Source organism: Thiocapsa bogorovii (genome assembly GCF_021228795.1).
Classification (GTDB): Bacteria; Pseudomonadota; Gammaproteobacteria; order Chromatiales; family Chromatiaceae; genus Thiocapsa; species Thiocapsa bogorovii.
In genome coordinates this window covers 3,644,379-3,668,329 of record NZ_CP089309.1, presented here as the reverse complement: position 1 = coordinate 3,668,329, position 23,951 = coordinate 3,644,379, and the positions used below count along the sequence as shown (strand labels likewise).

The following is a 23,951-nucleotide window of genomic DNA, read 5'->3' as shown; positions in this document are numbered from 1 at the left end:
CTCTTGATCTATATCATCAAATTAGTTGCTACTTGATCCCGAGACAAACGAATCCTTTCGGAGGTAGATATCGATTTTCTCGATACCAAAGGAGTGAAGTCGCATTTGCTCCGGCCTCTGGGGACTGATACAAAGGCTCACCAAAATCACGCGAGCGCATGCCATACCGGACGCGGCTTATGGACATTGACCAGGTCAGAACCTTCTTGGCGGTCGCCGCGCACGGGAGCTTCCAAGAGGCCGCCAACCGCGTGCATGTGACCCAATCCACGGTCAGCGCACGCATTCAGGGTCTCGAGCACTACCTGAACGCCCGATTGTTCGTGCGCAACCGCTCGGGCGCGACACTCACCCCCGCGGGCCGGCGATTTCTTCGGCACGCGAAGACGTTGGTTCTCACGCTTGAGCAGGCCCGTCACGACGTCGGTCTGCCAAGCCGCTTTCGGGCCAGCATCACGATCGGCGCCCGGATCGCTCTTTGGGATGGATTCCTGCCGCTCTGGGCCGGGCGAATGCGCGAGCAGGCACCGGACGTCTCGATCAGCAGCGAGATCGGTTTCGAGGACGACCTGATGCGGCGCATCGTCGAGGGCACCCTGGACCTCGCCTTGATGTACACGCCCCAGCACAGCGCGGGCCTCCAGATCGAGCACCTGTTCGATGAAACCCTGATTCTGGTGACCAGTGATCCGAAGCGCACCGAGCTCGACGACGGCTATGTCTACGTCAGCTGGGGGCCGACCTTCTATGCCCAACACAGCAAGGTCTACCCGAATCTGGAACGGCCGGCCCAGATGGCCAACATCGGCTGGCTCGGCCTTCAGTTGATCTTGGCCAACGGAGGGACCTGTTTCGTCCCGGAGCGCGTGGCCGCACCTTACGTGCGCGCCGGATGCCTGCACGTCGCACCCGAAAGCCCGCGGTTTTTTTTGCCGACCTATGTGGTCTATCCGTTGGAGAGCGAGTCGCCCGTGCTCGATGCAGCACTGTCGACCCTGCACGCCGTCATCGCGGAGCGATCGCCCGCCGACGGCGGCACGTCGATGGGATGCGCGCCCGAGCCGTTCGCCGCTGGACGCGAACACCTCTCCGGGCCTTTCGCTCCGCGCGGATGCGCCCGCGAGCGGCAACAACGGAATTGACCTGCGTCAAGGGATCGAGATCCCGCTCGTCTATCCCGGATGTTTCATAAACCGACACAGCCGACACTGGCCTCGCGGATTTGCGCGGCGCTGGGCGTCACCGAGGGCGATGACCGGGACGCCGCGGGGGTTGAATGGTGGAAATACCGAGCGGCAACGGGCTTGATCAACGGGGCACGAGTAGTTTTGTCGCCGCGCAGGCGTACGATGCCCTGCCCGAGGTGGGCATAGTCGTCGTGCGCGTGCTGAAATCCCCGTGCGGGGATGTATGTGCGTCTAGGCGGGCGCCGCCGGGGCTGCGCGTTGAAGAGCCTCTCGGTGACCTGCTGCAACAGCGTCTTGACCGGACAGCTCGAGGGCAGGTGCAGGCGCACGCGGTCTTTGTACTGCACCACGCGCACGGCGAGCTTGAACAGTTTGATGATCACGGTGGCAGGCTGGGCGTTGGCCAGTTCCGTGCCGACGAGGACCTCGGTGCGCAGCGTTTGGTGCAAGACGTAAGCGGCGCAGGAGAAGAACAAGCGCATCTGATTGGCCAAGAAGGTGCTGTCGGAAGTGCGATCGCTGGCCAGATCGTTCTTGATCATTTTGATGAAGTTCTCGTCCTGGCCGCGCGCGCAGTACAGATCGCGGTAGACGCACTCGGGACTGGGCAAGTCCAAGGAGGTGACGACGAAGCGGAGGTTGTCGCCGCGCGCCGTCACCTCGGCTTTGAGGATGGTCCGACACGCGCCGGGCCAGGAACCGGCACGGTAGTCAACCTCGTGGTAGGTGCGGGTCCGCTCGGGTACGTCGGCGTCGGCGCGCCGGGCGTTCTCGATGCGCAGCGCATGGAGCTTGCGGGCGTCGGCCAAGAACGGCTCGGCCCGTGGCGTGAGAGCCCGGTTACCCGCCAGGCCGAAGATGAAATCCGTCAACGGATCGGCCATCGCCAAGGCCATCAACTCGGGGTTGGAGAAGTGTCCGTCGCCGCGCAGGATGATGCGTGTGCGTGGCCACGCGGCCCGCAGCCGCTTGAGCACGCGCTTGAGGATCATCGCGTTCTCGGCGCCGGTGGGGCGCTTGCCGGGACGCAGCACCGCGGTGATGAACTTCCCCGAGAGGCCCTCGAAGAGAAACAGCGGCAAGTAGCAATGGTTGCCGTAGTGATGATTGTAGAACGCGAACTCCTGCTGGCCATGGGTGGCGTCTTCGGAGTGGTCCATATCGAGCACGATCACCTGCGGCGCCTTCGGGTAGCTGGCGATGAAGGCCTCGACGAAGGCCTGCGCCATGCGGTAGAGGTCGCGCGCGCCGACCCCATTCTCCAAACGCGAGAAGGTCGGCCCGCTGGCCAGGTCCGTCGTCGCATCCAGCGGCTTGCGCTCCAGCCCCAGCTTGAACAGCGCATCACGGCGCAGCGCATTGGCGTCGTTGCCGTCTTCGTAAGCACAGGCGATCTGGTAGACCCGTTGCGCGATCAGCTCACGCATCGGATGGGTGGTGTAGGACGGATGGCGCCAATCATCGATCGCTGCGCTCAACCGCTCGGTCAGGCCGATCTGCCGATCAACCCCGCGCAGAATCATGGGGCCAAAGTCAGACGACATGGCGCCGCCGTCGAAGTCGCCGCGGACCGTGAAACCGGCGACCGGGGGAAAACGCAGCTGTTCCGGGGTAGACTCGGGCATGGGCGACCTCGTTTAGCTTCTTCCGAAGCGTTCTTGGCGGAACAGCCATTTTATCAATGGGTTGAACGAGAGTCGCCCTTTTTTATGAAATATTCGGGCTATGCTGAGGACCGAGCCAGCGCCTCGCGCATCAACCCGGCCACGTCGCCGAGCGAAGCCGTAGAGATCAGCGCAGCGCAGTCCAACGGCGTCGGTACATGGCTCGGTGGACTTCGCTTTCGCTCGTTCGTCCTATCGGCCGATGTTGTACCGAACGCATCCGCGAAGACACTGAACCCGCCGAAGCCCTGGAGGACCCGCATGCGATTGCCGATTCTGACCGGTCTCTTGCTGGTGTCGACGGGGTTCGCGTTCGCCGATCCGATCGCCTCGACCGAGGTCGGCTTCGCGGAGGTCCGCACGTTGGGTGCGCTGAACGGCCAAGCGCTGACCTGTCGGCAGTTCGTTGCATCCAACAGCGCGAAGGCATTGATGATCGACCACGTACCCAAGACCCGTCGCTACGGAACCCTCTTCGAGACGGCGACCAACAGCGCCTTCCTCAAGGCGACCAAGGACGGCGCGCCCTGCCCGACCGGGGCCGATCTCGAGGCTCGACTGGCGGAATCCGCGGCAGCGCTGAGGGCGGCGTATCCGAAGCAGGTGAACCTGAAACCGTCGGGGGTCATGCCGTCCCTGTCGATCGACGAGGACGGATGATGAAGGCCCCGGTCGTCGCCCTGATCGCGGCACTGCTTCCGACAGCCAGCGCGGCGTCGGGGTCGGTCGACGCCGCCCTGCCCGACGACGCCGCGCCCCCGCCGAGCGGACGCTATCTCCTGATGGACGCCAACGGACGCGCCGTCACCAACGCCGACTTCCCGGGCCGATTCCAGCTCGTCGCCTTCGGCTACACCTACTGCCCGGACGTCTGCCCGACCACACTGGTCGAGGCGGCGGCGATCCTGAAGCGGTTGGGCGATCGCGCGGACCGCGTCCAACCGATCTTCATCACGGTCGATCCGCAGCGCGATACGCCCGAGGTGCTGGCGACCTATACCGCCTACTTCCATCCGCGGATCATCGGTCTGACCGGCTCGCCCGAGCTCATCGCGCGCGCCGCTCGACACTTTAACGCACGCTACGAAAAGGTCACCGAACCGGGATCACCGGCCGATCGCTACTCCGTGGATCACAGCGCCGGCATGTATCTCCTCGGCCCGGACGGAGGCTATATTCGTAAGTTCGGGTACTCGACACCGGCGGCGGAGATCGCCGAACGGATCGACGGGCTTCTGTCCGAGACGCCCGAGCCAAAAAAGATCCTTCGCCATCCGCCGGCGGGTTGACGCAAAGGGATCGCAGGGGCCGGGCGACGCATCCGCTCCTCCCCGCGTTGGCCTTGCGCTTGTATGGCCGGGCTCACGGCGTCAAACTCCCGCATGCGGCGCCGAGCCGTCGGTACACGGGGTCCTGGCCGGGTCGCGCCGCCCACGCAATGCGTCTTCCCGCTCAAGCGCACGAAGCAGGGAAGCGTCGCCCCGGGGGCCGCGGCCGACATCTTCGGCGCGACCTGCCTGACGGAAGAGTCGTGAGCCGCGCGCCGAACACCGTCGCCATCTCCACACCTACGGGTTCGGGGTTGTTGAGCGGCAACATCAATAACATCGGCTCGGCGCAGCAGGGTTTGAACGGAATCGCCGAAATCGTCGTCGGTACGACACTCCAAGAAGGCGTCGTTCTTCGACGGGTCGACCCTAGCTTTCCCGTCCCGGCATCTGCCGGAGCGGACGCGGAGCCGACAGTAATGGCCAACATGTGCAGCGTCGGACTCCGCGTCACCCCCGCCGCTTCCTGCACCTCGCCCTGCGCTCTGGATTAGAAACGCGTCGATCGGCGGCGTCCGCACAAGGCGGACACCCTCTCGTCCGGACCGGATCGCGATCAGGCCTTGAATCCTTCTCCGGCATGGCGACCCGCTCGGCAGGGTGTCCTCGAGGGTGATCGAAGGGCCAAAGCCGTCGTCGACGATGCCCTTCGAAGGCGATTACCAGGTCAAGGTTCGCGTGTCGTCCTTGAAGAGTGCACCGCCGGTCAGCTCGGGATTACCGATCTGAGCACCCGAGATCAGATCCGCCTCGGCGACCCCGTAGTGCTTCATGCACATGGGACAAATCAGGACCAACGCGCCCTTCTCGATCAAAGCAGCCAGCTTTTCCTGGTGCTCGACGAAGGTCCCGGCGTTGGTCTTGGCGCCGATGAAGACCCCCTTGTCGTTGAGGAAGATGGTCAAGGGGTGACCGCGCTCGAACTGCCTCATCCCGAACGTAATGCCCATATTCGCGCGGTGCGGGTCGTCCGTGGTCAAATTGATGAAGAGCGGGTCGTCGTCGCCCGCCAGGACGGGCGCCACGAGACCGCCGGCGATCAAGGCGAAGGCCAGGAAGAGTGTGGAAAGGAAGCGCATAGCGATGACCTCGAGGTTGTGGATATTGTGGTGATCCCGATCCAGACCATCGTTGGATCGGCCGCGGATCCGAGCACCGCGTCGGAAGAAGTTCTCGGATCGCGTCAGCGTAACCCGAGAGGACGTCGGCCCGAAAGGCTGCCGAGTCCCGTCCCGGTCCCGTAGACCCATGCGAGACCTCACCACCGGCGACCACGCCACAAGGTACTCGATGATCGATGAGTTGAAGACCGCCCCCCTCCTCGCCGGACTCGGCCACGACCAACTGGAGCGCGTCAGCCAGCACGCCACGCGGATCACCCTCGGCGCCGAACAGCTTCTGTTCAGTCAGGGTGATCCCGCCGAGCGTTTCTATTTGGTTCTCAAGGGCCGGATTCAGCTGTTTCGTCTCTCGCCGGGCGGCGCAGAGAAGGTCATCGAGCTGGTCTCCCCCGGGCAGACCTTCGCCGAGGCACTGATGTTTCTCAACGCCCCGCGCTATCCGGTCTGCGCCGGGGCTCTGGCGCGTTCGGAGCTGCTCAGCCTGGATGCACACGATTTCTCATTGATGCTGCGCGAGTCGGTCGACACCTGTTTCCTGATGCTCGGCTCATTAAGTCAGCGCCTGCGCGGACTGATCGGCGAGATCGACAACCTCACCATGCACACGGCGGGCAGCCGAGTCGCCCGCTACCTGCTCGCCAAGGTTCCGCCCGAACGGCGTTCTTTGAAGCTGGACGTGCGCAAGGGCGTGCTCGCCTCACGCTTGTCGATCCAGCCGGAGACCTTCTCGCGTGTCGTAAAGGAGCTTGCCGGCCGAGGCATTATCGAGGTCCACGGCGCCGAGGTCACAATCTTGGACCGTGCCGCCCTCGACGAGGTCGCGGAGCTACATGACAGCGTCGAGCTAGGTCTGTCGGGCAGTGGACCGACAGGTCTGCTCAACGACTGATCGGAAAAAACGAAATCACACTTTGCGTCGCTCGCATCGACTCCGATTGAAATCTTTGCAGCAATCTGCTGCGCCGCAGCATAATCAACCGAACATGACGGCCGTACCGTCGAAGTCGGTCAACGGGGCCGCACCCACCACCCAACGGAGACTCAGATGCCGGACTCATTCGACCAGAGCGCGCTCGACTATCACCGCTATCCCAAGCCCGGCAAGCTGGAGATCAAACCGACCAAGCCCATGGGCAATCAGCGGGATCTGGCGCTGGCCTATTCGCCCGGGGTCGCGGCGGCGTGCCGCGAGATCGAAAAGGACCCGATGAACGCGTCGCTTTATACCGCGCGCAGCAACCTCGTCGCCGTCATCACGAACGGCACCGCTGTGCTGGGTCTCGGCGCCATCGGAGCGCTCGCCTCAAAACCGGTCATGGAAGGCAAAGCGGTTCTGTTCAAACAGTTCGCGGACATCGATGTGTTCGACATCGAGATCGAGGAGCGCGACCCGGAGAGGTTCGTCGACACGGTCGCACGCATGGAGCCCAGTTTCGGCGGCATTAACCTCGAGGACATCAAAGCGCCGGAGTGTTTCATCATCGAGCGCGCCCTGAAGGAACGGATGGGCATCCCTGTCTTCCACGATGACCAGCACGGCACCGCCATCGTCGTCTCCGCGGCCATCTTCAACGGCCTGCGCGTGGTAGGCAAGGACATTGGAAAGGCCCGCCTGGTCACGGCAGGCGCCGGAGCTGCCGCGTTGGCGTGTGTCGACCTGCTGGTGAGCATGGGCCTGCCGAAGGAGAACGTCACCCTCACCGACATCGCCGGCGTGGTCCACAGCGGACGCACCGAGGAGATGGACCCCTACAAGGCGCGCTATGCGATCGAGACCGAGCAGCGCACCCTGCAGGAGGCCATCGAGGGCGCCGATATCTTCCTGGGACTCTCCGCAGCCGGCATCCTTAAACCCGAGTGGCTGATCAAGATGGCGGACGCGCCCATCATCATGGCGCTCGCCAATCCGGTCCCCGAGATTATGCCCGACTTGGCCCGTGCCGCCCGACCGGACGCGATCATCGCCACCGGGCGGTCGGATTTTCCGAATCAGGTCAACAACGTCCTCTGCTTCCCCTTCATCTTCCGGGGCGCGCTCGATTGCGGTGCCACCGAGATCAACGAGGCGATGAAGATCGCCTGTGTGAAGGCGATCGCCGATCTCGCCATGGCCGAGCCGTCGGATATCGTGCGCGCGGCGTATGGCGGGGGCGAGCTGACCTTCGGGCCCGAGTATCTGATTCCAAAACCCTTCGACCGGCGTCTCATGGAGAATCTGGCCCCCGCGGTCGCGCGTGCCGCGATGGAGAGCGGTGTCGCAACGCGACCGATCGCCGACCTGGACGCCTATCGCACCGCCATGCATCTCCGGGGCTATCGCACCGGGATGACCATGAAGCCCGTCTTCGATCAGGCGCGAGCCGCACCGAAACGCGTGATCTATGCCGAGGGCGAGGACGAGCGCGTCCTGCAGGTGGCTCAGCAGGCCATCCTCGAAGGGATTGCTCGCCCGATGCTGATCGGCCGTCCGGAGGTCATCGGAAACCGCTTGAAGGATCTGAGCCTCACCATGCGCCCGGAGCGTGATTTCGATCTGATCGTTCCGTGCGAAAACACCAACTTCGACACACACTGGCGGACCTTCTACGAGCGTGTCCAGCGACGCGGCTACGCGCCCGACGAGGCGCGCGAATACATCCGCAACGACCCCACGGTACTGGCCGCGACCATGGTCCGGTGCGGAGATGCCGATGCCATGATCTGCGGCGTCGTCGGACGCTTTGCGCGACACCTGAAACATGTCGAGGAGGTGATCGGCACCGCGCCGGGCGTGCGTCACTTGACCGCCATGAACGCCATCGTCCTGCCGGCGGGGCCGCTCTTCATCGCCGATACCTATGTACAGGCGGACCCGAGCGCCGAGGATCTCGCCGAGATCACCTTCCTGTGTGCGGCGCAAGTCCAACGTTTCGGGTTGCGCCCGAAGATCGCGCTGCTCTCGCACTCCAACTTCGGTAGTCACGAGTCCCCCGCCGCACGCAAGATGCAGGAAGCGATGCGACTGCTCCGCACCCGCGCTCCGAACCTCGAGGTCGAAGGCGAGATGCACGCCAACCTGGCACTGGACGCCGTCGTGCGCGAGGCGCGTTTCCCTGACTCGAAGCTGAGCGGTCGCGCAAATCTCCTGATCATGCCGAACCAGGACGCGGCCAACATCGCCTTCAACCTGCTGCGCACCATCAACGAAGGCGGCGCCTTCGGCCCGATGCTGCTCGGTGCAGACCGTGCCGCCCATATCGTGACGCCGAGCACCTCCGTACGAGGACTCCTCAATATGACAGCTTTGGCCGCGGTGCAGGCTGAGTGACCGAAACGGGTCATCAGATGACGACCTAGGTCATCCAAGACGGACCCGGGCATCGCGCATCGGTGTCCACCGCCCGCCTCGCAGGACGACTTCGGTTGCTGCCGAAGAAAGAACCGCCCGCCATTGGGCAGTTTTTTATTTTCATCGATTTCAGCGCTTTATATTCGTTCAACGCTGTACGGCAAACGATCTACGATACCGTCCGATCGGCGAGCCCGGCCCAGCGTCGCACGCAATCGAACATTGGCACGTCCACTGCGTATACGAAGGCGAAAGCAGAAACCACGAGTTGACAGGAGCCCAAGGGACTCGACAGGGACCAGGACGGTACCGCGCAGGAAGCACGCATGGAGCATCGGCGCGTCGGTCGCTAGAACCGGGCGACGCGCCCCCGAACAACGGCGATTGGAGTCATCGGAAACACGGTCAGAGGCGCCCCGAAGGGGACAGCTTCGCAGACGCCGAGGGACGCACACAACGTGACCGATCGGAGACGTGGTCCGAACCCACCCCGAACGGCGACATTCAGCCAAGCCAAGCAAGCACTCGGGGTCGGGTCCCCTCCTCCGCCCGCCTCCGACACTTAGGCCATCGTGATTCGCCAAGGCGAGCACGATGGCCTTTTTATTGGCTGATCATTGCGTTGAAAAACATCAGACGACGAATTGACCCGACGACGGCACAGAGCCGGAAACCGTCACCTCATGACAGGGTAGGTCAGAGTCGGTCCAGCGACCGGTCGCGTGGGGCCTGCCGGGCCGTGGATCACGCTCTGGCACGAAAACTGATATTCACGGGATGTGGGCAGTTTCAGGGATGTGAATCTGCCCTTTCAACGTTCGGGCTCGTGAGCAGGGAGTCCCAAGGCGGTTCCGCCGAGGACGCACAGCTCCTCGCGCACGGGTCCGGCGTAGGCCACTGCAACCGTCGGTTGCAGTGGCCGCCTCTCACCCGAATCGATACCTGTGGCGACGGGTCTTTAACGAGCAGACGCGGATTTCCCGCCCGCAAATTTCTGCCACAAGATCAATCCGACCAGCACCGCGACGGCGAGCACGGACATCATGAGCGCTGCGTCGTCCAGAAACGCGACGACGATGCCGCTGACGATCAGAAAGACACCGATGATCGACATCCGCGGATTGCCGTGAACCCCCGAGAGGAACGCCGTCAGGCCGAGCAGAAAGATGATCTGCAATCCGGTGAGCTCGGCGTTGAGGACATCCTTGAGCTGCGGCAGATAGAGGATCCAAACCAAGACAAACAGGGCGCCCCAATGCAGGATGGTCGTGATGATCAGACTTGTCCGCCCCTTGCCGTCATCGCCCACGCTGTTCCAGCCGATGGCCAGCGAGACCAGGCCGAAGACCGGGATCAGGATCTGCCAGTAGAGCAGCGCAAATTCCAACCGCATATCGGTGAAGGCGACGCCCGCGATCACAGCCACAAAGAGAAGAACATAGGGCCATTGCTCCAGCATGAGACGAGCGAGGCCGCTGCGCCGGCCATCGTCGGGTTGGGTCAGACTAGGTTGGTTTGCATTCGACACGTTTGAGTCTCCTAATGGTTGTCCTTCACGCGAGTCGCGGCTTGCATTGTACGAGGTCGACCCGCCTGCCGGCTGAACGCGCCTGCGAGGTCGGTTCCCGCACGCAGACCATGGTAGTACGTCCGCGGCCCGACGTCAGGCGAAGACTGTCCCGTTCGACCTTGAGCGGAGGACGCGCCGAACGGTATCCTCCCCGGCGTTTTGCCCGTTTCCAATCGCTGCCGAGCCGGCTCCGGCCGGCAGGACGCCATCGAGAGCCCCATGACGTCAGTCGACACCAGCAACACCGGGGGATGGAAGACAACGGCGCGCGAGCTCTCCAATCCAAGAGTGCTTTCGATGCTCTTTCTCGGCTTCTCCGCCGGGATCCCGCTTCTGTTGATCTTCTCCTCGCTCTCGCTGTGGCTGCGCGAGGCCGGCGTCGAGCGTCAGGCGGTGACCTTCTTCAGCTGGGCCGCACTGGGCTATTCCTTCAAGTTCGTCTGGGCGCCCTTGATCGACAAGTTGCCTCTGCCCTTGCTGACCCGTCGACTCGGACGGCGGCGCGCGTGGCTGCTGGTCTCGCAGCTCGCGATCATCTCCGCCATCGTCGGGATGGCACTGGTCGATCCGGCAACCGGCACCGGCCATGTCACGCGCATGGCGATCGCGGCCGTCCTGCTCGGCTTCTCGGCGGCGACCCAAGACATTGTGATCGACGCCTACCGGATCGAATCCGCCGCGCCGCGCTTGCAGGGGCTCATGTCATCGACCTATATCGCGGGCTATCGGATCGGGATGGTCGTCGCCGGTGCCGGTGCGCTCTATCTCGCCGCGCTCTTCGGATCCGAGGCGGGCAACTACAGCTTCCGCGCCTGGCAGCACACCTATCTGATCATGGCCTCCACCATGCTGATCGGGGTGCTGACGACACTGCTGATCCCCGAGCCCGAGACACGGCGTCCCGACGCCCATGTCTACAGCGCAACGGACTATCTGCGACTGGTCGGCGTCTTCCTTGTGGCCGCGACTGCCTTTGCCGGCGGGTTCTTCGTCTCCGCAGCGGCCTTCTCGTGGCTCAAGGCAGGGGCGGGCGGAGGACCCATCACCGGCTTTCTGCTGGAGACACTTCATTTCGCCGTGGCCGTTTCGGCTGCGGTCGCGGCCGGCTGGCTGTTGGTGGCGGCCGGGGCGGTGAACGCCGTGATGGCGCGTGAGACCTGGCTCGAGCCGGCACTGGATTTCTTCCGCCGCTACGGACTGAAGACCGCCCTACTCCTGTTGGCCCTGGTCGGGCTTTATCGGATCTCGGACATCGTCCTCGGTGTCATTTCCAATGTCTTCTATCAAGACATCGGCTTCTCGAAGCCGCAGATCGCGACCGCTGTGAAGACCTTCGGGGTCGTCGTGAGCATCCTCGGCGGGCTCCTCGGCGGGCTGATGGCAACCCGCTACGGGGTCATGCGGATACTCATGCTCGGGGCCATCCTGTCCGCGGCGACCAACCTCATTTTCGTTGTCTTGGCGCTCGCGGGACCTGAACTGACCTGGCTTTACATCGCTGTCGCAGCCGACAACCTCGCCGCTGGACTTGCCAGCGCGGCCTTCGTCGCCTTCCTGTCGAGCCTGACCAGCGTCTCTTTCACCGCCGTCCAGTACGCCATCTTCAGCTCGCTCATGACACTCTTGCCTAAGGTCCTGGGCGGTTATTCGGGCTCGATCGTCGACGGGATCGGTTATCCCGGTTTCTTCGTCTTTACGACCTTGATCGGCGTCCCGGTGGTGGTCCTGGTCTGGTTGGCCGGACGCAGCCTGGCGATCGACGATCGGGCACGAGAAGCCGCCGCCGCAGCCGTCGCGTGAGACCGAGTACCGCCGTGGACAACCGGAGCTGCTCGAACCACGACGCCCCCACGTTCGGGCTGCATGCCGGTGAATGTCCGGGGATTCCGGAATCCGATGGCGGAGTGCCCTGCGTTTGACCCTCCGATGGTGGTGTCGAGACGACCGCAACCTCATATAGGCGGGTTACGGGACAGGTGTCCGACGACAGGAGCCCTCGCATCTCATGGTTTTCTTGCTCCGGATCTTACCCTTGTTCATCGCGGCCGCCTTGATCGTGGGCTGCGCTCAATCCCCGACGAGACCGGCGCCCGAACGTCAGCCGGGCGAGGTCGTCGAGAGCGACAACGGCGCGCGCGCGGCAGAGCCGGAAACGGGCCTTGCCGGGAGTGATTCTGCCGCAGAGTCCGTAGACGCTCCGGCCACGGAACAGGCAAAGCGTTCTTTGACGATCCAGATCGGCAGCCAGTCGTTTATCTACGCGGAGGACGATCAAGTCGTCCGCACAGGCCCCATTTCTTCCGGACGCGAGGGGTACGGAACGCCTCGCGGCACCTTCTCGGTGCTCAGCAAGCAGAAGGACAAGGTCTCTTCCCGCTATACCAATCAGCTCGGCATGCAGGCCTGGATGCCCTACTCCATTCAATTCTACGGCCACTATTTTCTGCATGAGGGCTGGCTTCCGGGCTATCCGGATTCGCACGGCTGCGTGCGCGTCGGCGAGAAGGATGCGCGCTTCCTATTCGAGCGCATGAAGATCGGCGATCTTGTGAGCGTGGTCGACTGATCACACCCGCGTCCGCCGGATCCGGGGCCCCGCTGTATCTCGAAATTCGATCGTCCCCGATTGACCCATGCCCCGAGGGCGGCGAAGATCTCCAGCTGGATAGCTGATCGGTTCCATCGGATGACTCAACGCAACCTTCTACAGGCCTTCCTGCTCCTGACCATCGGCACCTGCGCCGGAATCGGCAGCGCACAGGAGATCAAGCTCGAGCTCAACAAGTTGGAGCCCCAGCCCGAGACGAAGGCCTGTCGCGCCTATCTGGTCTTCGACACCAGCGGCGGACCGGCGATCGAGGCGCTGCAACTGGATCTGATCCTGTTCGATCAAGCCGGGGTGATCGCTCGGCGGCTTGCCGTCGACACCGCACCTCTACGGGCGGCGAAGACCACCGTGAAGCTGTTCGATATTCCTGATCTCGACTGCACCGACATCGGTCGCATCCTGATCAACGAGGTGCTCGAGTGTCGCGATGCCGAGGGCCCGCACTCCGATTGCATCGAGCGCCTGACACTGTCGACGCGCGCCGAGACGCCTCTGGTAAAGTGACCGTAAATGCCGCGCCGCGCCGAGGCCAGCCCCGAGAAGAGACCCGATGTCTGAAACCGCGACCGCCGCCGCATTCGCCCCGCTAACCGCTGTAGGTTCCGAAATACCTGATCCGGTGGCGGCAACGGGATCCTGGCTCGGTATGATCGTACCGTCCCCGATCGCGACTGCGATTCCCGAGCCGCTGCGCGCACTGATCGACGCCGGTGGCCCGGTGATGCTGATCCTGGCTGCGATGTCGGTCTTCGCCCTGACCATCGTCCTGATCAAGCTCTGGCAGTTTTCTCGCTTGCGAAAGGGCGGCGCCGAGCGCGTCGAGAGCGCGCTGAACGACTGGCAGGCCGGTCGATGGGGCGAGGCGGTCGAGAGGCTCGCCCTCGCGGACAACCCACTCGCCGGGGTGGTTCGGACCGCTATGCTCGGCAGTCTTCACGCGAACGATCCGGCGGCTCTGCGCGAAGAGGTCGAACGCCGAGCTCAGGGGGTGATCACGGCCTTGCGTAGCCATCTACGCGGGCTTGAGGTGATCGCCAGCCTCAGTCCGCTGCTCGGTCTGCTGGGAACCGTGATCGGGATGATCGACGCCTTTCGCGCCCTCGAGGCGGCCGGAAATCAGGTCGATCCCTCGGTGCTGTCCGGTGGAATCTGGGTCGCACTGCTGACCACGGCCGCGGGACTGTCGGTCGCCATCCCGACCGTCGTCGCGCTGAATTGGCTCGAGCGCATCCTCGAAGGAGTGACGCGTCGCTTGGAGGATCAGGTGACCCGCGTCTTCACCGGAGGCCTGCAGCTCGACGGCCCGCTCGTGTCGTCACAACAACCGCCCGTTCTCGCGCCTCGGATCCGGCATGCGGTTTGAGTCGCCCGCACCCCGTCGCCGACTGATCGGCCTGACCCCGTTGATCGACGTGGTCTTCATCCTGCTCGTCTTCTTCATGCTCGCATCGAGCCTCATCAAATGGCAAGCTGTCGAGATGGGCGCGCCGGCCTCGGCGACCGCCGGGACCTCGTTGGTCGGCGCTTGGCTGGTGCGCGTGCGACCCGAGGGCCTGGATCTCAACGCGGAGGCGATCGCCGCCGCCGAGCTCTCCCGACGAGTCGCCTCGCGGATCGCCGAAGACCCGTCGCAACGGATCCTGATCCAGCCCGCGGCGGGCGTCAGCCTCCAGCGATTGGTCGACGCCCTGGATCTCCTGCGCGACGCCGGCGCAACAGACCTGACCCTCCTGCGCCTCTGAATCCCATGCGATTGAAACGGCCCAAACCAGCAGCCGACAGCGAGGCTAATCTGATCCCGCTGATCAATGTCGTCTTTCTGCTGCTGATCTTCTTCATGTTGGCCGGCCGACTCGCCCCGACCGACTCGGCCGCCTTGGCTCCCCCGCGCTCGGATAGCCCGCAGAGCGCACGCGCGACGCCGCTGATCCTGCTGGTCGACCGAACGGGACAGATGAGCCTCGACGGCGAGCTGCTCGAAGAGACGACCCTCGCCGAGCGGGTTGCCGAACGGCTCGCGAACGGCCCTCCGCACCTACAGATCAAGGCCGACGCGACCCTCGAAGCGCTTCGCGTGGTCGAACTGCTCGACCGGTTGCGCGCCGCCGGGGCCGAAGACATCGACCTTTTGACCTTGGCGCGAGAGGAGTGATGGAACTGCGACGTTATCAGTGGATGCTTGCGCTCCTCTTCGCCCTCGCTGTCCATCTCGCCCTCGCGAAGCTGCTCGAACCGGCTGCACCGATCGCAGTAAACGATCCCGGCATCCGCATCGCTCTCGGAGGGGCCGGGGCTGCCGGTGGCGAGGGCGCAGCAGATGGGATCGAGTCCATCGAGGCAAACATCCCCCCGGCCGCGACCTTGGAGGCGACCGCGATCCAGGCCATCGGCGCCTCCGCCCTCGTCACGGCCACCGAGACGATCCGGGCTGCCGAGCCCCAACCGCCTCCACCGATCACTGCCGTGGAGCCCGCGAGCCCGAAGCCGAAAGCCGAGAGCGTCCGCGCCCCTAAGACCCCGCCGGCACGAACCGCTCGGGCCGCCCCTGAGCCGAAACCCGAGAAGAGAGCCCAAACAACAAAGCCCCCAACGAGCGGCGCCAAGACAGCTTCCGTCGATGCGAAAGCGGCCGGCAAAGCCAGCGCCAAACCTGGCTCGGGCGGCGGAGACGCCGCATCAGCGGCCGGAGCGGGCAGCGGCGGAACGGCCGGAAAGGCTGACGGGGGCAAATCCAAAGACCGTTACTACGCACAGCTCGCAGCCTGGCTGGAGCGACACAAACGCTATCCATCCCAAGCCCGAAAGCTGCGCCAGGAAGGCATCGTCAGGGTCCGTTTCGTGATCGACCGCAACGGGAAGGTCATCTCACATCGCATTGAATCAAGCTCCGGCCATACTGCGCTCGACCGTGCCGCATCGGAGCTTTTGAGACGGGCATCCCCGATGCCTGCGATCCCGGCAAGCATGGGTCGGTCTAGGCTGGAGATCGTGGTACCGATCGCATATCGATTGCGATGAAGCGGTGAGCCCCGTCGCAATCACGGCGATGGCTCGGGGCAGCCACTCGGATCGATTGCGATGACGCGGCCTCGCCGCCGTCGCGCCGTTTGGTGTCCGACCTCAACGACCCAACTCACCGTCCGTCGGTTCAACCCAAGGAACACGACATGCAGTCCGTAAGGCCCATCCACCGTTGGTCGTGGCTTCTCCTCCTTGTTCTGGGCCCCTCCCTTTCCGGAGCCGCCTGCGAGCCGGGAGACGCCCTGACACTCCTGCATTTCAACGACTTCCACGGCCAGCTGGAGCCCTACACCGACCCGCGCGACGGAACCGAGCGCGGCGGCATCGCCCGCCTTGCCGCGACCGTCGCCGAGGTTCGGGCGGAAGATCCGAGCCGCCCGGTCGTGCTGTTGTTCGCGGGCGACCTCCTGCAAGGGACACTGACCTCAAGTCTCTTCCTAGGCGTGCCCGACCTGGTGCTGTTCGAGCGCATGGGTGTGGACGCCGCGGTCATGGGGAATCACGAGCTGGACTATGGTCAAGAGGTGTTCCGCGGTTTGACCGAAGAAGCCGCCTTCCCTTTCCTGACCGCCAATGTGGCGTCCGACCCGGAGCCGCTGCCGGTGCTGTCTTCCATCGTGATCGGACGGCCGGGTGAACCGAAGATCGCGGTCCTGGGACTCACCACACCGGAGCTGACCACCGCCACCCATCCGCGAAACATCGAGGGCATCAGCGTGGAAGAGCCGATCGCAGTCGCCGGACGCCTGCTGCCTGCGCTGAGGGAAGACGCCGATCTGGTGGTGGTCCTCTCACACATGGGAATCGCGGACGACCGCCGGCTGGCCGAATCCGTGTCCGGCATCGACCTGATCGTGGGCGGCCACACCCACAACCTCTACGAGACGCCGGTGTTGACGGATAACGTGCCCATCGTCCAGGCCGGCGAGCGCGGCGGCTGGCTGGGACGCATGGATTTCAGCTGTCTCGAGGGTCGACTCACGCCCGACGAGTACGCCTTGATTCCCATCGACGCCGCGAGCCCGGAGGATCCGGAGATCGCCGAAGAGGTCCAACGCATCACGCTGGACGCCGAGCGGGAGCTCAATAAGGAGGTGGGTCTCAGTGCGCAGGAGCTCAGCGCCTGGCGCGAGCTGATTCGTCGCGAAGAAGCCCCGTTCGGCAACTTCGTGGCCGATCTGGCCCGCGAAATCACCCTGGCGGATGTCGCCCTATTCAACGGGGGCGGCTTTCGGGCCAGCATCCCCGCCGGGCCCGTCACCCTCAAGTCGATCTATCAGGCCTTCCCCTTCCGAAACGAGCTGGTTTTGGGTGAACTGACCGGCGCTCGACTGCTCGCTGCGCTCGAGCGCAGCGCGGCGCTGGACCCGTCGGAGAACCCCGGCGGCTTTCTCCAGGTCTCCGGGGTGCGCAACATCATCGCGGACGGACGACTTGCGAATGCCACGATCGGCGACATCCCCATCGATCCCGCACGCCGCTATCGGATCGTGACCTCCGATTTTCTCGCGGCCGGCGGAGACGGCTACGCGATGCTCGCGGAGATGACCGAACCCGTCATGACCGGACGCCTGATTTCGGACATGGTGATCGAGGGTTTTCGCACCGATAGCCCGGTGAGCGTCGCAACAGACGGGCGGATCCTGCGACGCTGAATCGCTGCGCGCCGCCCGAGTGCGCCTGGCCCATCCCGCTCACGCTTGCCCCTTCACGCGGCCCGAAGACGCCGGCAACCGCGGTCCGGCGACATCCGCGCATTGAGCTTCGCACACGCAAAGACGGCTCCCTTGGTCTCGGCACTCCCCGCAACCCGCTCTCGGCATGTCGTCGGCAATGTGACCCACCGCACACTTCGTTCCACGCGCCGCCCTCGTCACCCGTGTTTTGACGCCTAGGTCGCAGAACCGCCCCTGCGTAGCTGGTTAACTCAGCTCAAAGGGTACCGGAGTCAACGAGGGGCTCAACCCGGGACAAACCATCCGATTCGGTTCCCGAGCCCTCGGAGCCCCTCCGACACGCGCTGAGTAGAGAGTGATTCCGAGACCCGGCCTCGTCACTCGAACCGACACGGGGAACGCCATGCGACGCACTCGGGCACTCCAAGTTCACCTTCGGACCGACATCTACCTCGGCCTAGTTCTGTTTGCGCAGCTCTTCCTTCTGCTCTTGTTGTCATCGGCAAGCGGCTTGTCCGGAGCCACGACCGGCAGCGAGGTCAAACTCGTATGGAATGCGGTGAACGACAGTCGGGTCGCTCGCTACGAGGTGCACTACGGGACCGCCAGCAAGACCTACGATTCGAACGTTCAAGTCACCACCGCATCGGCGACCGTCTCCGGCTTGGAGGGCGGCTCGCAATACTTCTTCGCAACGCGGGCATGCACGAGCGACGGGGAGCTCTGCAGCGCCTTCTCCAACGAGGTGAATGTCGATATTCCGGGGACGCCGCATTCGGCATCCGGGGTCGTGACCATGCGCGCGGCGGCGAATGCTCGATCCGCTCGGCGGTCGGCCTCGGTCGCCGCCGATAACACCCTCTCAGCAACTCGTCCGGCCATCGAGATCGGCGAGGTGGAGATCAATCAGGAATGGCAATGGGTCGAATTCCAGCGCGCGTTCGTAGACCCGGTCGTCGTGGTCAAGGCGTTGAGTAACTAAGACACCGAGCCGGCGATCGTCCGGGTCGACGCGATCAACGCCAACGGCTTCTCGATTCGCGTGCAGGAATGGGACTCTCTCGACGGCGCACACGACTTGGAAACGGTCTCGTACGTGGTGATGGAGCGCGGGCGCCATCAACTGGCCAACGGAGCTCAGATCGAGGCCGGATCGCTGATCACCGGAACGACGCTGGCCTTCCAACGCCAGACCTTCAGAGCGTCCTTTGCAGACGCCCCGGTTGTCTTCGCGAGCGTCGTCAGTTTCAACGAGAGCGATGCCGTGACGGCACGGTTGCACGCGATCGCGTCCGACGGCTTCGAGGTCGGACTGCGCGAGCAAGAGGCCAATAGCCAACGGCATCGACCCGAACGTGTCGACTTCATCGCCTGGGAGGCCTCCACGGGTGTCGTCGACGGGATGCGATACGAGGTCGGACGCACCGGACGCAACGTCGACCACGAGGCGCACAACCTGGTCTACCAAACCGCGTTCGTACGGCCTCCGGTGCTCGTCGCCGACATGCAGACGACACACGGCGACGATACGGCAGCCCTGCGGTGGGATAATCTGAACGTCGACTCCGTGGAGCTGCGGGTCCAAGAAGAGCAGTCGCGCGATCGGGAGAGGACGCACGTGTTCGAGGAGGTCGGTTACTTCGTCGCCGACGTCGAATAGGCCCCGCACCGAGCCCGTGCCCGATGTCGCAGCGCCTCCTTGGAGGCGCTGCGACTTTTCGTTATGAGAACGCGGCGCGGAACCGCTCCAGAAAGGTTTCGTATTCGGCCTCGGGCAGCAGGTTGATCCCGGCTGCCGCCTTGCGCCCACCGCCGGTCGGAAAACTGCGGCAGAGCGCGTCCGCCCCGTCCGGGCGCGCGAGCGGGGCACGGACACTGACGAGAAATCCGCCCCCGGCCAACCGTGTCAGCATGGCGTGAGCCTGCTCGGGCGCCTGCCCGGCCAGCTCGTTGGCGAAAACGCCGCTGGCGCGGCGGGACCAAGGCTCGGCCGGCAGGACAAAGAGACGATGCCGCTCGCTCTCGAACGCGGGGTCAACGGCACGGGCACGGGCCATATCGTCGGCATAGCCGTCACGCAAGGCCGCGAACGTCGGATCCTCGACGATGAAGGCCAAGGGATCTGCGTAGGGCTGCAAGCTGCGGAAAAGGACGTCCGGGGCAAACAAGAGGTCGTCTACCGTCTCACCGTAACCGTTGTAGTTGAGGTAGATACCGAGGTCGCGCAACAGCCCGAGCTCGCCTTCGGTCAGATCCAAAGGCTCAGCGGCACGACGCGCGGACGCGTCGAAGTTATCCCCGAAGGTCCCGACCACGGCCCACGCGCGTTGGGAACCCTGTAGATAGTCATCGACCAGCAGACTGGTCCCTTTGTCGGGCAGCGTCTCGATGTGAACGTCGAGCGACGGGTGGACCGGGATCTCGCCGGCAAAGTGGTGATCGAAATAGCGAATGCGCGCACCCTGCCCGAGCAAACGCTCGACCGCACTGCGATTCTTGTCGAACGAGATATCGAGCGCAGTCACCCGATCGCCGTCGACCGCCTCGACCCGATCGAGCAGGGCAATGTCGCGTTTGACCCCGGTGACCAGGATGCTCTCGATCGGCTCGGCCAGACGCAGCTGCTGCAGAGCACAGAGACCGTCGGCGTCGCCGTTGAAGACATCGTATTGACTCATCTGGAAAACCGTTTGCGTGCAGATGGATGTCAGATGATTATCCGCCCAATCGCCCGACCGGTCCAAATCCGCATCCGCCATTCATGACGCCTCGCAACGCCGTTCACGCCGAACACGGCTTTGCCGGCGTTGCTCGAGGCGTTCGTGATCGGTAGACTTTGCAATCCACTCAAGTCTCCGACGGGGTCGGGCCGCGTGGCGAGCCAACGGGCAGATTGTCCCGGGGAACTCAGCTCGCGATTCCGCCGATCCGACCCAACCTCTTTTCGAATCCTCTATTTGGAACCAACATGGCCATCGAGCAGACCCTGTCTATCATCAAGCCCAACGCCGTGGCGAAGAACGCCATCGGCGCCATTTTGAGCCGTTTCGAAGCCGCCGGGCTGCGCATCGTCGCCGCGCGAATGCTTCACATGAGCAAGGAACAGGCATCGGCCTTCTACGGGATCCACCAAGGCAAGCCCTTCTTCGACGAGTTGGTCGAATTCATGACCTCCGGTCCGGTGATGGTCCAGGTGCTCGAAGGGGAAGACGCGGTCGCGAAGAATCGCGACATCATGGGCGCGACCAACCCGGCCAATGCCGCGCCGGGCACCATTCGTGCGGACTTTGCCGATTCATTCACCGAAAACGCGGCACACGGCTCCGATGCCGTGGATACCGCGGCCGTCGAGATCGCCTTCTTCTTCCCGGAAGGCGTCTGCCCGCGCACCCGCTGAGGATCCCCGTGACCAACGCCGAGCTCAAGCCCAATGTCCTCGACCTGGATCTTGCCGACTGCGAGAGACTGGTGCTCGGGCTCGGTTTCAAGGCGTTTCACGGCCGCAGCCTCTTCAAATGGATCCACAAGCATGGCGTCGTCGATTACGACGCCATGACGGACCTCTCCAGGGCGTTGCGCGATGCACTGCGCGAGAGCGTCGAGATCCGACTGCCCCGAATCATCTACGATCAACCCTCGGCAGACGGAACCATCAAATGGATCATGGAACTGGAAGACGGCCAGCGCATCGAGACCGTCTTCATCCCGGAGGGACGCCGCACGACCATCTGCGTCTCCTCGCAGGTAGGGTGCGCGCTTAACTGCTCCTTCTGCGCCACCGCCACACAAGGCTTCAACCGCAACCTGACGGTCGGCGAGATCGCCGGTCAGATCTGGCATGCGACACGACAAATCGGCACCGCGCCTTCGAACGTCGTCATGATGGGCATGGGCGAGCCGCTGGCCAATTTCGATGCCGTCGTCAAGGCGATGGCGATCATGCAAGACGACTTCGCTTACATGATCGCGAAGACACGCCTGACGCTCAGCACCTCGGGCATCGTCCCGAATATCTACAAGCTGCGCGAGGTCAGCGACGTCTCGCTGGCCGTGTCGTTGCATGCGCCGAACGATACCCTGCGCGACCAGTTGGTGCCGATCAACCGCAAGTACCCGCTCGCCGAGCTGCTGCCGGCCTGCAAGGCTTACGTGGGTGCCGACAAACGCCGCCGCATCACCTGGGAGTATGTGATGCTCGACGGCATCAACGACAGCCTAGCGCATGCCAAGCAGATGATCCGCTTGCTCGAGGGGATCCCGTCGAAGGTCAACCTGATCCCGTTCAACCCGTTCCCCGGCAACCAGTACGGCACCTCGCCGCCCGAACGCATCGAGGCCTTTCGCGCGCGCCTCGCCGGGGCCGGCATCTTCACCATGACCCGCAAGACACGCGGCGACGAGATCGCCGCTGCCTGCGGACAGCTCGTTGGGCGGGTCGAGGATCGCACCCGTCGGCTCGGGCGCGTCGCGGTCCCGATTCCGTCGGAGAGCCCATTGGACGGCAGTTTCCGGGCCGGGAAGGCGGCGAACTCATGACGAGTCATCTCGCCGTCCGCCTCGTCACGCATGCCGTCATGGTCCCGAGCGCGCTCTGTTTGGGCTTGTTCGGCTGCGCGAGCAAAGCCAACCGACAAGACACCGACCCGCTCGGGCTGGATCCGCAGGACAGCCCCGCCACCCTCTACGTCGAAATGGCCGAGGAGTACTACAATCGCGGCCAGACCGAGGTCGCCTTCCGTCGCGCCCAACAGGCGATCGAGGCCGACAGAAAGAATCCCAAGGCCCACGTGTGGCTCGCCTTCATGTACGAGGAGATGGGCAAGCCGGACCTCGCGGCGACGCACTACGAGCGCGCCGTCAAGCTCGCCCCGAACAACTCGGATGTCCTCTACGCGTTCGGGGCCTATCAGTGTCGACAAAGACACTACGCAGAGGCGGACGTCTACTTCAAAAAGGCACTTGAGAATCCACTCTACGCAACGCCTTGGGTCGCGATGACCAACGCAGCCACTTGTGCGAGCAGTGCCGGTGACGCGGCCAAGGCGGAACGCTACTATCGCGCTGCGGTCGGCGCCAACCCGGGTTTCGGCCCGGCGCTGGTGAAGCTCGCGGAGATCGAGCTCAAACGCGGCAACATGCAGGGGGCGAAGCTCTATCTGGATCGCTTTTTCGAGCCGACGACCTTGCGCACCCCGGCAACGGCCCGCGAGGCACTCGCCGCCGCGGTCACAACCGAACGCGCACTAGGTAACCGAGCCCGCGCAGCCGAGTACGAGAAGGCGTTGCGCGCGAGCTTTCCCGATACACCCGAGACCCGCGAGCTGTAGGGACCTCACGAGTGACTAACCAGACACAATCCACCGACCCGAACGACCAGAACGTAGTCGAGTTCGGCGATAGCCCGGGGCGACGCCTCCGGGTCCAACGCCAATCGCGTGGCCTGGCGATCGAGCGGATCGCGACACAGCTGCACCTCAAGCCCGAGGTCATCGAGTCGCTCGAACAGGACCGATTCGACCTCTTGCCCGGCCCGGTCTTCGTCACCGGCTATCTGCGTAACTACGCGCGTGCGCTCGGGCTCGACCCGGCACCTCTGATCGCGGCCTACCAGTCCCATGCCGAAAGCACGGACGCCGTCTTGCCGTCACGCCGTATGTCGGGCTCGGGCGCGGGCTCGGAGCTCGATTCGGGCGGAACCCGCATTCTGGTGCGCCTTGTCAGTTTTGCCCTGGCGGCTGCAGTCATCGCCGTAATCGCGCTCTGGTGGCACGATCGACCCGAGGTAGCGCCGGAGCTCGAGACTGAAACGGCCGGAGTCGAGCCGGACGAGATCGCGCTCGATCCGGCGTCTAATTCGGTGGATGCAAGCGTCTCCGGCGCCGATGCCGAAACAGCTGACACAGCGTCCGAGCCGGCCGACCGGACGGACCGAACGAGCGCCGATTTTTCCGAGACCTCGGAGCCTCCGCCCGCGGATCCTTCCGAAACGGCTCCACAGCAGACACCGGCGACGCTAGCCTCGTCGGCAGCCGACCCGGAGGTCGAACCGTCCTCGGAGGCAGCACCGCCCCCGCTCCCCGAGATCGCGCCGAGCCTTGCTGGCGATCCCCCGGTGCAATCGACAAGCGAGTTACCCGATCGGACGCCGAGTCAGCCGCAGGTCGATCCCCCCGCTTTCGCCGAGCCTACGGCGTCAGAGAAAGGGATTGTTCTGGAGTTTACGGGCCCCTCGTGGCTCGAAGTGCGCGATGCAGCCGGGGAGCGCCTCATCGTCGGCGAGATGAAGGCCGGAGATCGGCGCGAGGTCACCGGGCAGGGCCCGTTTCGGTTCACGGTGGGACGGGTCAACAACAGCAGCATGACTGTCGACGGCAAACCCTTTGATCTGGAGGCCCGTTCGCGCGGCAACGTGGCGCGCTTCTCGCTCGACCCGGAGTCACCCGAGTGA

Annotated in this window: 22 protein-coding genes and 1 pseudogene; 19 read left to right on the top strand and 4 right to left on the bottom strand. The window is 64.3% G+C overall.

The window, feature by feature from the left end:
- The first annotated feature begins 179 nt into the window (after positions 1 to 179).
- Positions 180 to 1,142 (top strand): LysR family transcriptional regulator, encoded by a 963-nt coding sequence (locus LT988_RS16420; RefSeq protein WP_232406617.1) that lies wholly within the window; start codon positions 180 to 182, stop codon positions 1,140 to 1,142.
- Positions 1,143 to 1,423: 281 nt separating this feature from the next.
- Here LT988_RS16420 and LT988_RS16415 read toward each other — a convergent pair.
- Positions 1,424 to 2,812 (bottom strand): annotated as a pseudogene (locus LT988_RS16415) (IS1380-like element ISTro1 family transposase); the annotation flags it as partial.
- Between the two features lie 300 nt (positions 2,813 to 3,112).
- On the opposite strand from LT988_RS16415, the gene LT988_RS16410 reads away from it, so the two are divergent.
- Positions 3,113 to 3,511 carry a hypothetical protein gene (locus LT988_RS16410; protein ID WP_232406616.1) on the top strand — a complete coding sequence of 133 codons (399 nt, stop codon included), beginning with the start codon at positions 3,113 to 3,115 and terminating at the stop codon, positions 3,509 to 3,511.
- Positions 3,508 to 4,140: an SCO family protein gene (locus LT988_RS16405; protein WP_232406615.1), complete on the top strand. Its 633-nt coding sequence runs from the start codon at positions 3,508 to 3,510 to the stop codon at positions 4,138 to 4,140. The genes LT988_RS16410 and LT988_RS16405 overlap by 4 nt, the downstream gene beginning before the upstream one ends.
- Before the next feature lie 698 nt (positions 4,141 to 4,838).
- Here the strand turns inward: LT988_RS16405 and LT988_RS16400 are convergent.
- Positions 4,839 to 5,258, bottom strand: coding sequence for a DsrE family protein (locus LT988_RS16400; RefSeq protein ID WP_232406614.1), 420 nt, complete (start codon positions 5,256 to 5,258; stop codon positions 4,839 to 4,841).
- Positions 5,259 to 5,469: 211 nt separating this feature from the next.
- Between LT988_RS16400 and LT988_RS16395 the strand changes: the two genes are divergently transcribed.
- A complete protein-coding gene (locus tag LT988_RS16395) occupies positions 5,470 to 6,189 on the top strand; it encodes a Crp/Fnr family transcriptional regulator (RefSeq protein WP_232406613.1) in 720 nt (239 codons plus the stop codon).
- Between the two features lie 156 nt (positions 6,190 to 6,345).
- Complete coding sequence (locus LT988_RS16390) at positions 6,346 to 8,607, top strand: NADP-dependent malic enzyme (protein WP_232406612.1); 2,262 nt, start codon at positions 6,346 to 6,348, stop codon at positions 8,605 to 8,607.
- A 979-nt stretch (positions 8,608 to 9,586) separates the two neighbouring features.
- Here the strand turns inward: LT988_RS16390 and LT988_RS16385 are convergent.
- Entirely contained in the window at positions 9,587 to 10,156 is a 570-nt protein-coding gene (locus LT988_RS16385; RefSeq protein ID WP_232406611.1) for a hypothetical protein, read from the bottom strand.
- A 261-nt stretch (positions 10,157 to 10,417) separates the two neighbouring features.
- Between LT988_RS16385 and LT988_RS16380 the strand changes: the two genes are divergently transcribed.
- The 10 genes from LT988_RS16380 (at position 10,418) to LT988_RS16335 (ending at position 19,163) form a co-directional block, all read left to right on the top strand.
- Positions 10,418 to 11,998, top strand: a complete 1,581-nt coding sequence (locus LT988_RS16380) for an AmpG family muropeptide MFS transporter (RefSeq protein WP_232406610.1) — start codon at positions 10,418 to 10,420, stop codon at positions 11,996 to 11,998.
- 205 nt (positions 11,999 to 12,203) lie between these two features.
- Complete coding sequence (locus LT988_RS16375) at positions 12,204 to 12,764, top strand: L,D-transpeptidase (RefSeq protein ID WP_232406609.1); 561 nt, start codon at positions 12,204 to 12,206, stop codon at positions 12,762 to 12,764.
- Between the two features lie 120 nt (positions 12,765 to 12,884).
- Positions 12,885 to 13,310 (top strand): Tat pathway signal sequence domain protein, encoded by a 426-nt coding sequence (locus LT988_RS16370; protein WP_232406608.1) that lies wholly within the window; start codon positions 12,885 to 12,887, stop codon positions 13,308 to 13,310.
- A 142-nt stretch (positions 13,311 to 13,452) separates the two neighbouring features.
- On the top strand, positions 13,453 to 14,169 hold the full coding sequence (locus LT988_RS16365) for a MotA/TolQ/ExbB proton channel family protein (RefSeq protein WP_232406607.1): 717 nt from the start codon (positions 13,453 to 13,455) through the stop codon (positions 14,167 to 14,169).
- A complete protein-coding gene (locus LT988_RS16360) occupies positions 14,159 to 14,548 on the top strand; it encodes an ExbD/TolR family protein (protein WP_232406606.1) in 390 nt (129 codons plus the stop codon). The genes LT988_RS16365 and LT988_RS16360 overlap by 11 nt, the downstream gene beginning before the upstream one ends.
- A gap of 5 nt (positions 14,549 to 14,553) precedes the next feature.
- Positions 14,554 to 14,958: an ExbD/TolR family protein gene (locus LT988_RS16355; RefSeq protein ID WP_232406605.1), complete on the top strand. Its 405-nt coding sequence runs from the start codon at positions 14,554 to 14,556 to the stop codon at positions 14,956 to 14,958.
- Entirely contained in the window at positions 14,958 to 15,824 is an 867-nt protein-coding gene (locus LT988_RS16350) for an energy transducer TonB (RefSeq protein ID WP_232406604.1), read from the top strand. Before LT988_RS16355 ends, LT988_RS16350 begins: the two co-directional genes overlap by 1 nt.
- 149 nt (positions 15,825 to 15,973) lie before the next feature.
- Complete coding sequence (locus LT988_RS16345; protein WP_232406603.1) at positions 15,974 to 17,482, top strand: bifunctional metallophosphatase/5'-nucleotidase; 1,509 nt, start codon at positions 15,974 to 15,976, stop codon at positions 17,480 to 17,482.
- Between the two features lie 424 nt (positions 17,483 to 17,906).
- Entirely contained in the window at positions 17,907 to 18,485 is a 579-nt protein-coding gene (locus LT988_RS16340; RefSeq protein ID WP_232406602.1) for a fibronectin type III domain-containing protein, read from the top strand.
- A gap of 96 nt (positions 18,486 to 18,581) precedes the next feature.
- Positions 18,582 to 19,163, top strand: coding sequence for a hypothetical protein (locus LT988_RS16335; protein WP_232406601.1), 582 nt, complete (start codon positions 18,582 to 18,584; stop codon positions 19,161 to 19,163).
- Positions 19,164 to 19,224: 61 nt separating this feature from the next.
- Here LT988_RS16335 and LT988_RS16330 read toward each other — a convergent pair whose 3' ends face one another.
- A complete protein-coding gene (locus tag LT988_RS16330; protein WP_232406600.1) occupies positions 19,225 to 20,181 on the bottom strand; it encodes an acetyltransferase in 957 nt (318 codons plus the stop codon).
- Positions 20,182 to 20,471: 290 nt separating this feature from the next.
- On the opposite strand from LT988_RS16330, the gene ndk reads away from it, so the two are divergent.
- The 4 genes from ndk to LT988_RS16310 are packed head-to-tail and all read left to right on the top strand — an operon-like array spanning position 20,472 to position 23,951.
- Positions 20,472 to 20,900 carry a nucleoside-diphosphate kinase gene (gene ndk, locus LT988_RS16325; RefSeq protein WP_232406599.1) on the top strand — a complete coding sequence of 143 codons (429 nt, stop codon included), beginning with the start codon at positions 20,472 to 20,474 and terminating at the stop codon, positions 20,898 to 20,900.
- A gap of 8 nt (positions 20,901 to 20,908) precedes the next feature.
- Positions 20,909 to 22,039, top strand: a complete 1,131-nt coding sequence (gene rlmN / locus LT988_RS16320) for a 23S rRNA (adenine(2503)-C(2))-methyltransferase RlmN (protein WP_232406598.1) — start codon at positions 20,909 to 20,911, stop codon at positions 22,037 to 22,039.
- On the top strand, positions 22,036 to 22,830 hold the full coding sequence (gene pilW / locus LT988_RS16315; protein ID WP_232406597.1) for a type IV pilus biogenesis/stability protein PilW: 795 nt from the start codon (positions 22,036 to 22,038) through the stop codon (positions 22,828 to 22,830). The genes rlmN and pilW overlap by 4 nt, the downstream gene beginning before the upstream one ends.
- Positions 22,831 to 22,841: 11 nt before the next feature.
- A complete protein-coding gene (locus tag LT988_RS16310) occupies positions 22,842 to 23,951 on the top strand; it encodes a RodZ domain-containing protein (RefSeq protein WP_232406596.1) in 1,110 nt (369 codons plus the stop codon).

Excerpts from the sequence above, each read along its gene's own strand:
- LT988_RS16420 (WP_232406617.1), top strand. The coding sequence starts at position 180 with ATGGACATTGACCAGGTCAGAACCTTCTTGGCGGTCGCCGCGCACGGG.
- LT988_RS16410 (WP_232406616.1), top strand. The coding sequence starts at position 3,113 with ATGCGATTGCCGATTCTGACCGGTCTCTTGCTGGTGTCGACGGGGTTC.
- LT988_RS16405 (WP_232406615.1), top strand. The coding sequence starts at position 3,508 with ATGATGAAGGCCCCGGTCGTCGCCCTGATCGCGGCACTGCTTCCGACA.
- LT988_RS16400 (WP_232406614.1), bottom strand. The coding sequence starts at position 5,258 with ATGCGCTTCCTTTCCACACTCTTCCTGGCCTTCGCCTTGATCGCCGGC.
- LT988_RS16395 (WP_232406613.1), top strand. The coding sequence starts at position 5,470 with ATGATCGATGAGTTGAAGACCGCCCCCCTCCTCGCCGGACTCGGCCAC.
- LT988_RS16390 (WP_232406612.1), top strand. The coding sequence starts at position 6,346 with ATGCCGGACTCATTCGACCAGAGCGCGCTCGACTATCACCGCTATCCC.
- LT988_RS16380 (WP_232406610.1), top strand. The coding sequence starts at position 10,418 with ATGACGTCAGTCGACACCAGCAACACCGGGGGATGGAAGACAACGGCG.
- LT988_RS16375 (WP_232406609.1), top strand. The coding sequence starts at position 12,204 with ATGGTTTTCTTGCTCCGGATCTTACCCTTGTTCATCGCGGCCGCCTTG.
- LT988_RS16370 (WP_232406608.1), top strand. The coding sequence starts at position 12,885 with ATGACTCAACGCAACCTTCTACAGGCCTTCCTGCTCCTGACCATCGGC.
- LT988_RS16365 (WP_232406607.1), top strand. The coding sequence starts at position 13,453 with ATGATCGTACCGTCCCCGATCGCGACTGCGATTCCCGAGCCGCTGCGC.
- LT988_RS16360 (WP_232406606.1), top strand. The coding sequence starts at position 14,159 with ATGCGGTTTGAGTCGCCCGCACCCCGTCGCCGACTGATCGGCCTGACC.
- LT988_RS16355 (WP_232406605.1), top strand. The coding sequence starts at position 14,554 with ATGCGATTGAAACGGCCCAAACCAGCAGCCGACAGCGAGGCTAATCTG.
- LT988_RS16350 (WP_232406604.1), top strand. The coding sequence starts at position 14,958 with ATGGAACTGCGACGTTATCAGTGGATGCTTGCGCTCCTCTTCGCCCTC.
- LT988_RS16345 (WP_232406603.1), top strand. The coding sequence starts at position 15,974 with ATGCAGTCCGTAAGGCCCATCCACCGTTGGTCGTGGCTTCTCCTCCTT.
- LT988_RS16340 (WP_232406602.1), top strand. The coding sequence starts at position 17,907 with ATGCGACGCACTCGGGCACTCCAAGTTCACCTTCGGACCGACATCTAC.
- LT988_RS16330 (WP_232406600.1), bottom strand. The coding sequence starts at position 20,181 with ATGAGTCAATACGATGTCTTCAACGGCGACGCCGACGGTCTCTGTGCT.
- ndk (WP_232406599.1), top strand. The coding sequence starts at position 20,472 with ATGGCCATCGAGCAGACCCTGTCTATCATCAAGCCCAACGCCGTGGCG.
- pilW (WP_232406597.1), top strand. The coding sequence starts at position 22,036 with ATGACGAGTCATCTCGCCGTCCGCCTCGTCACGCATGCCGTCATGGTC.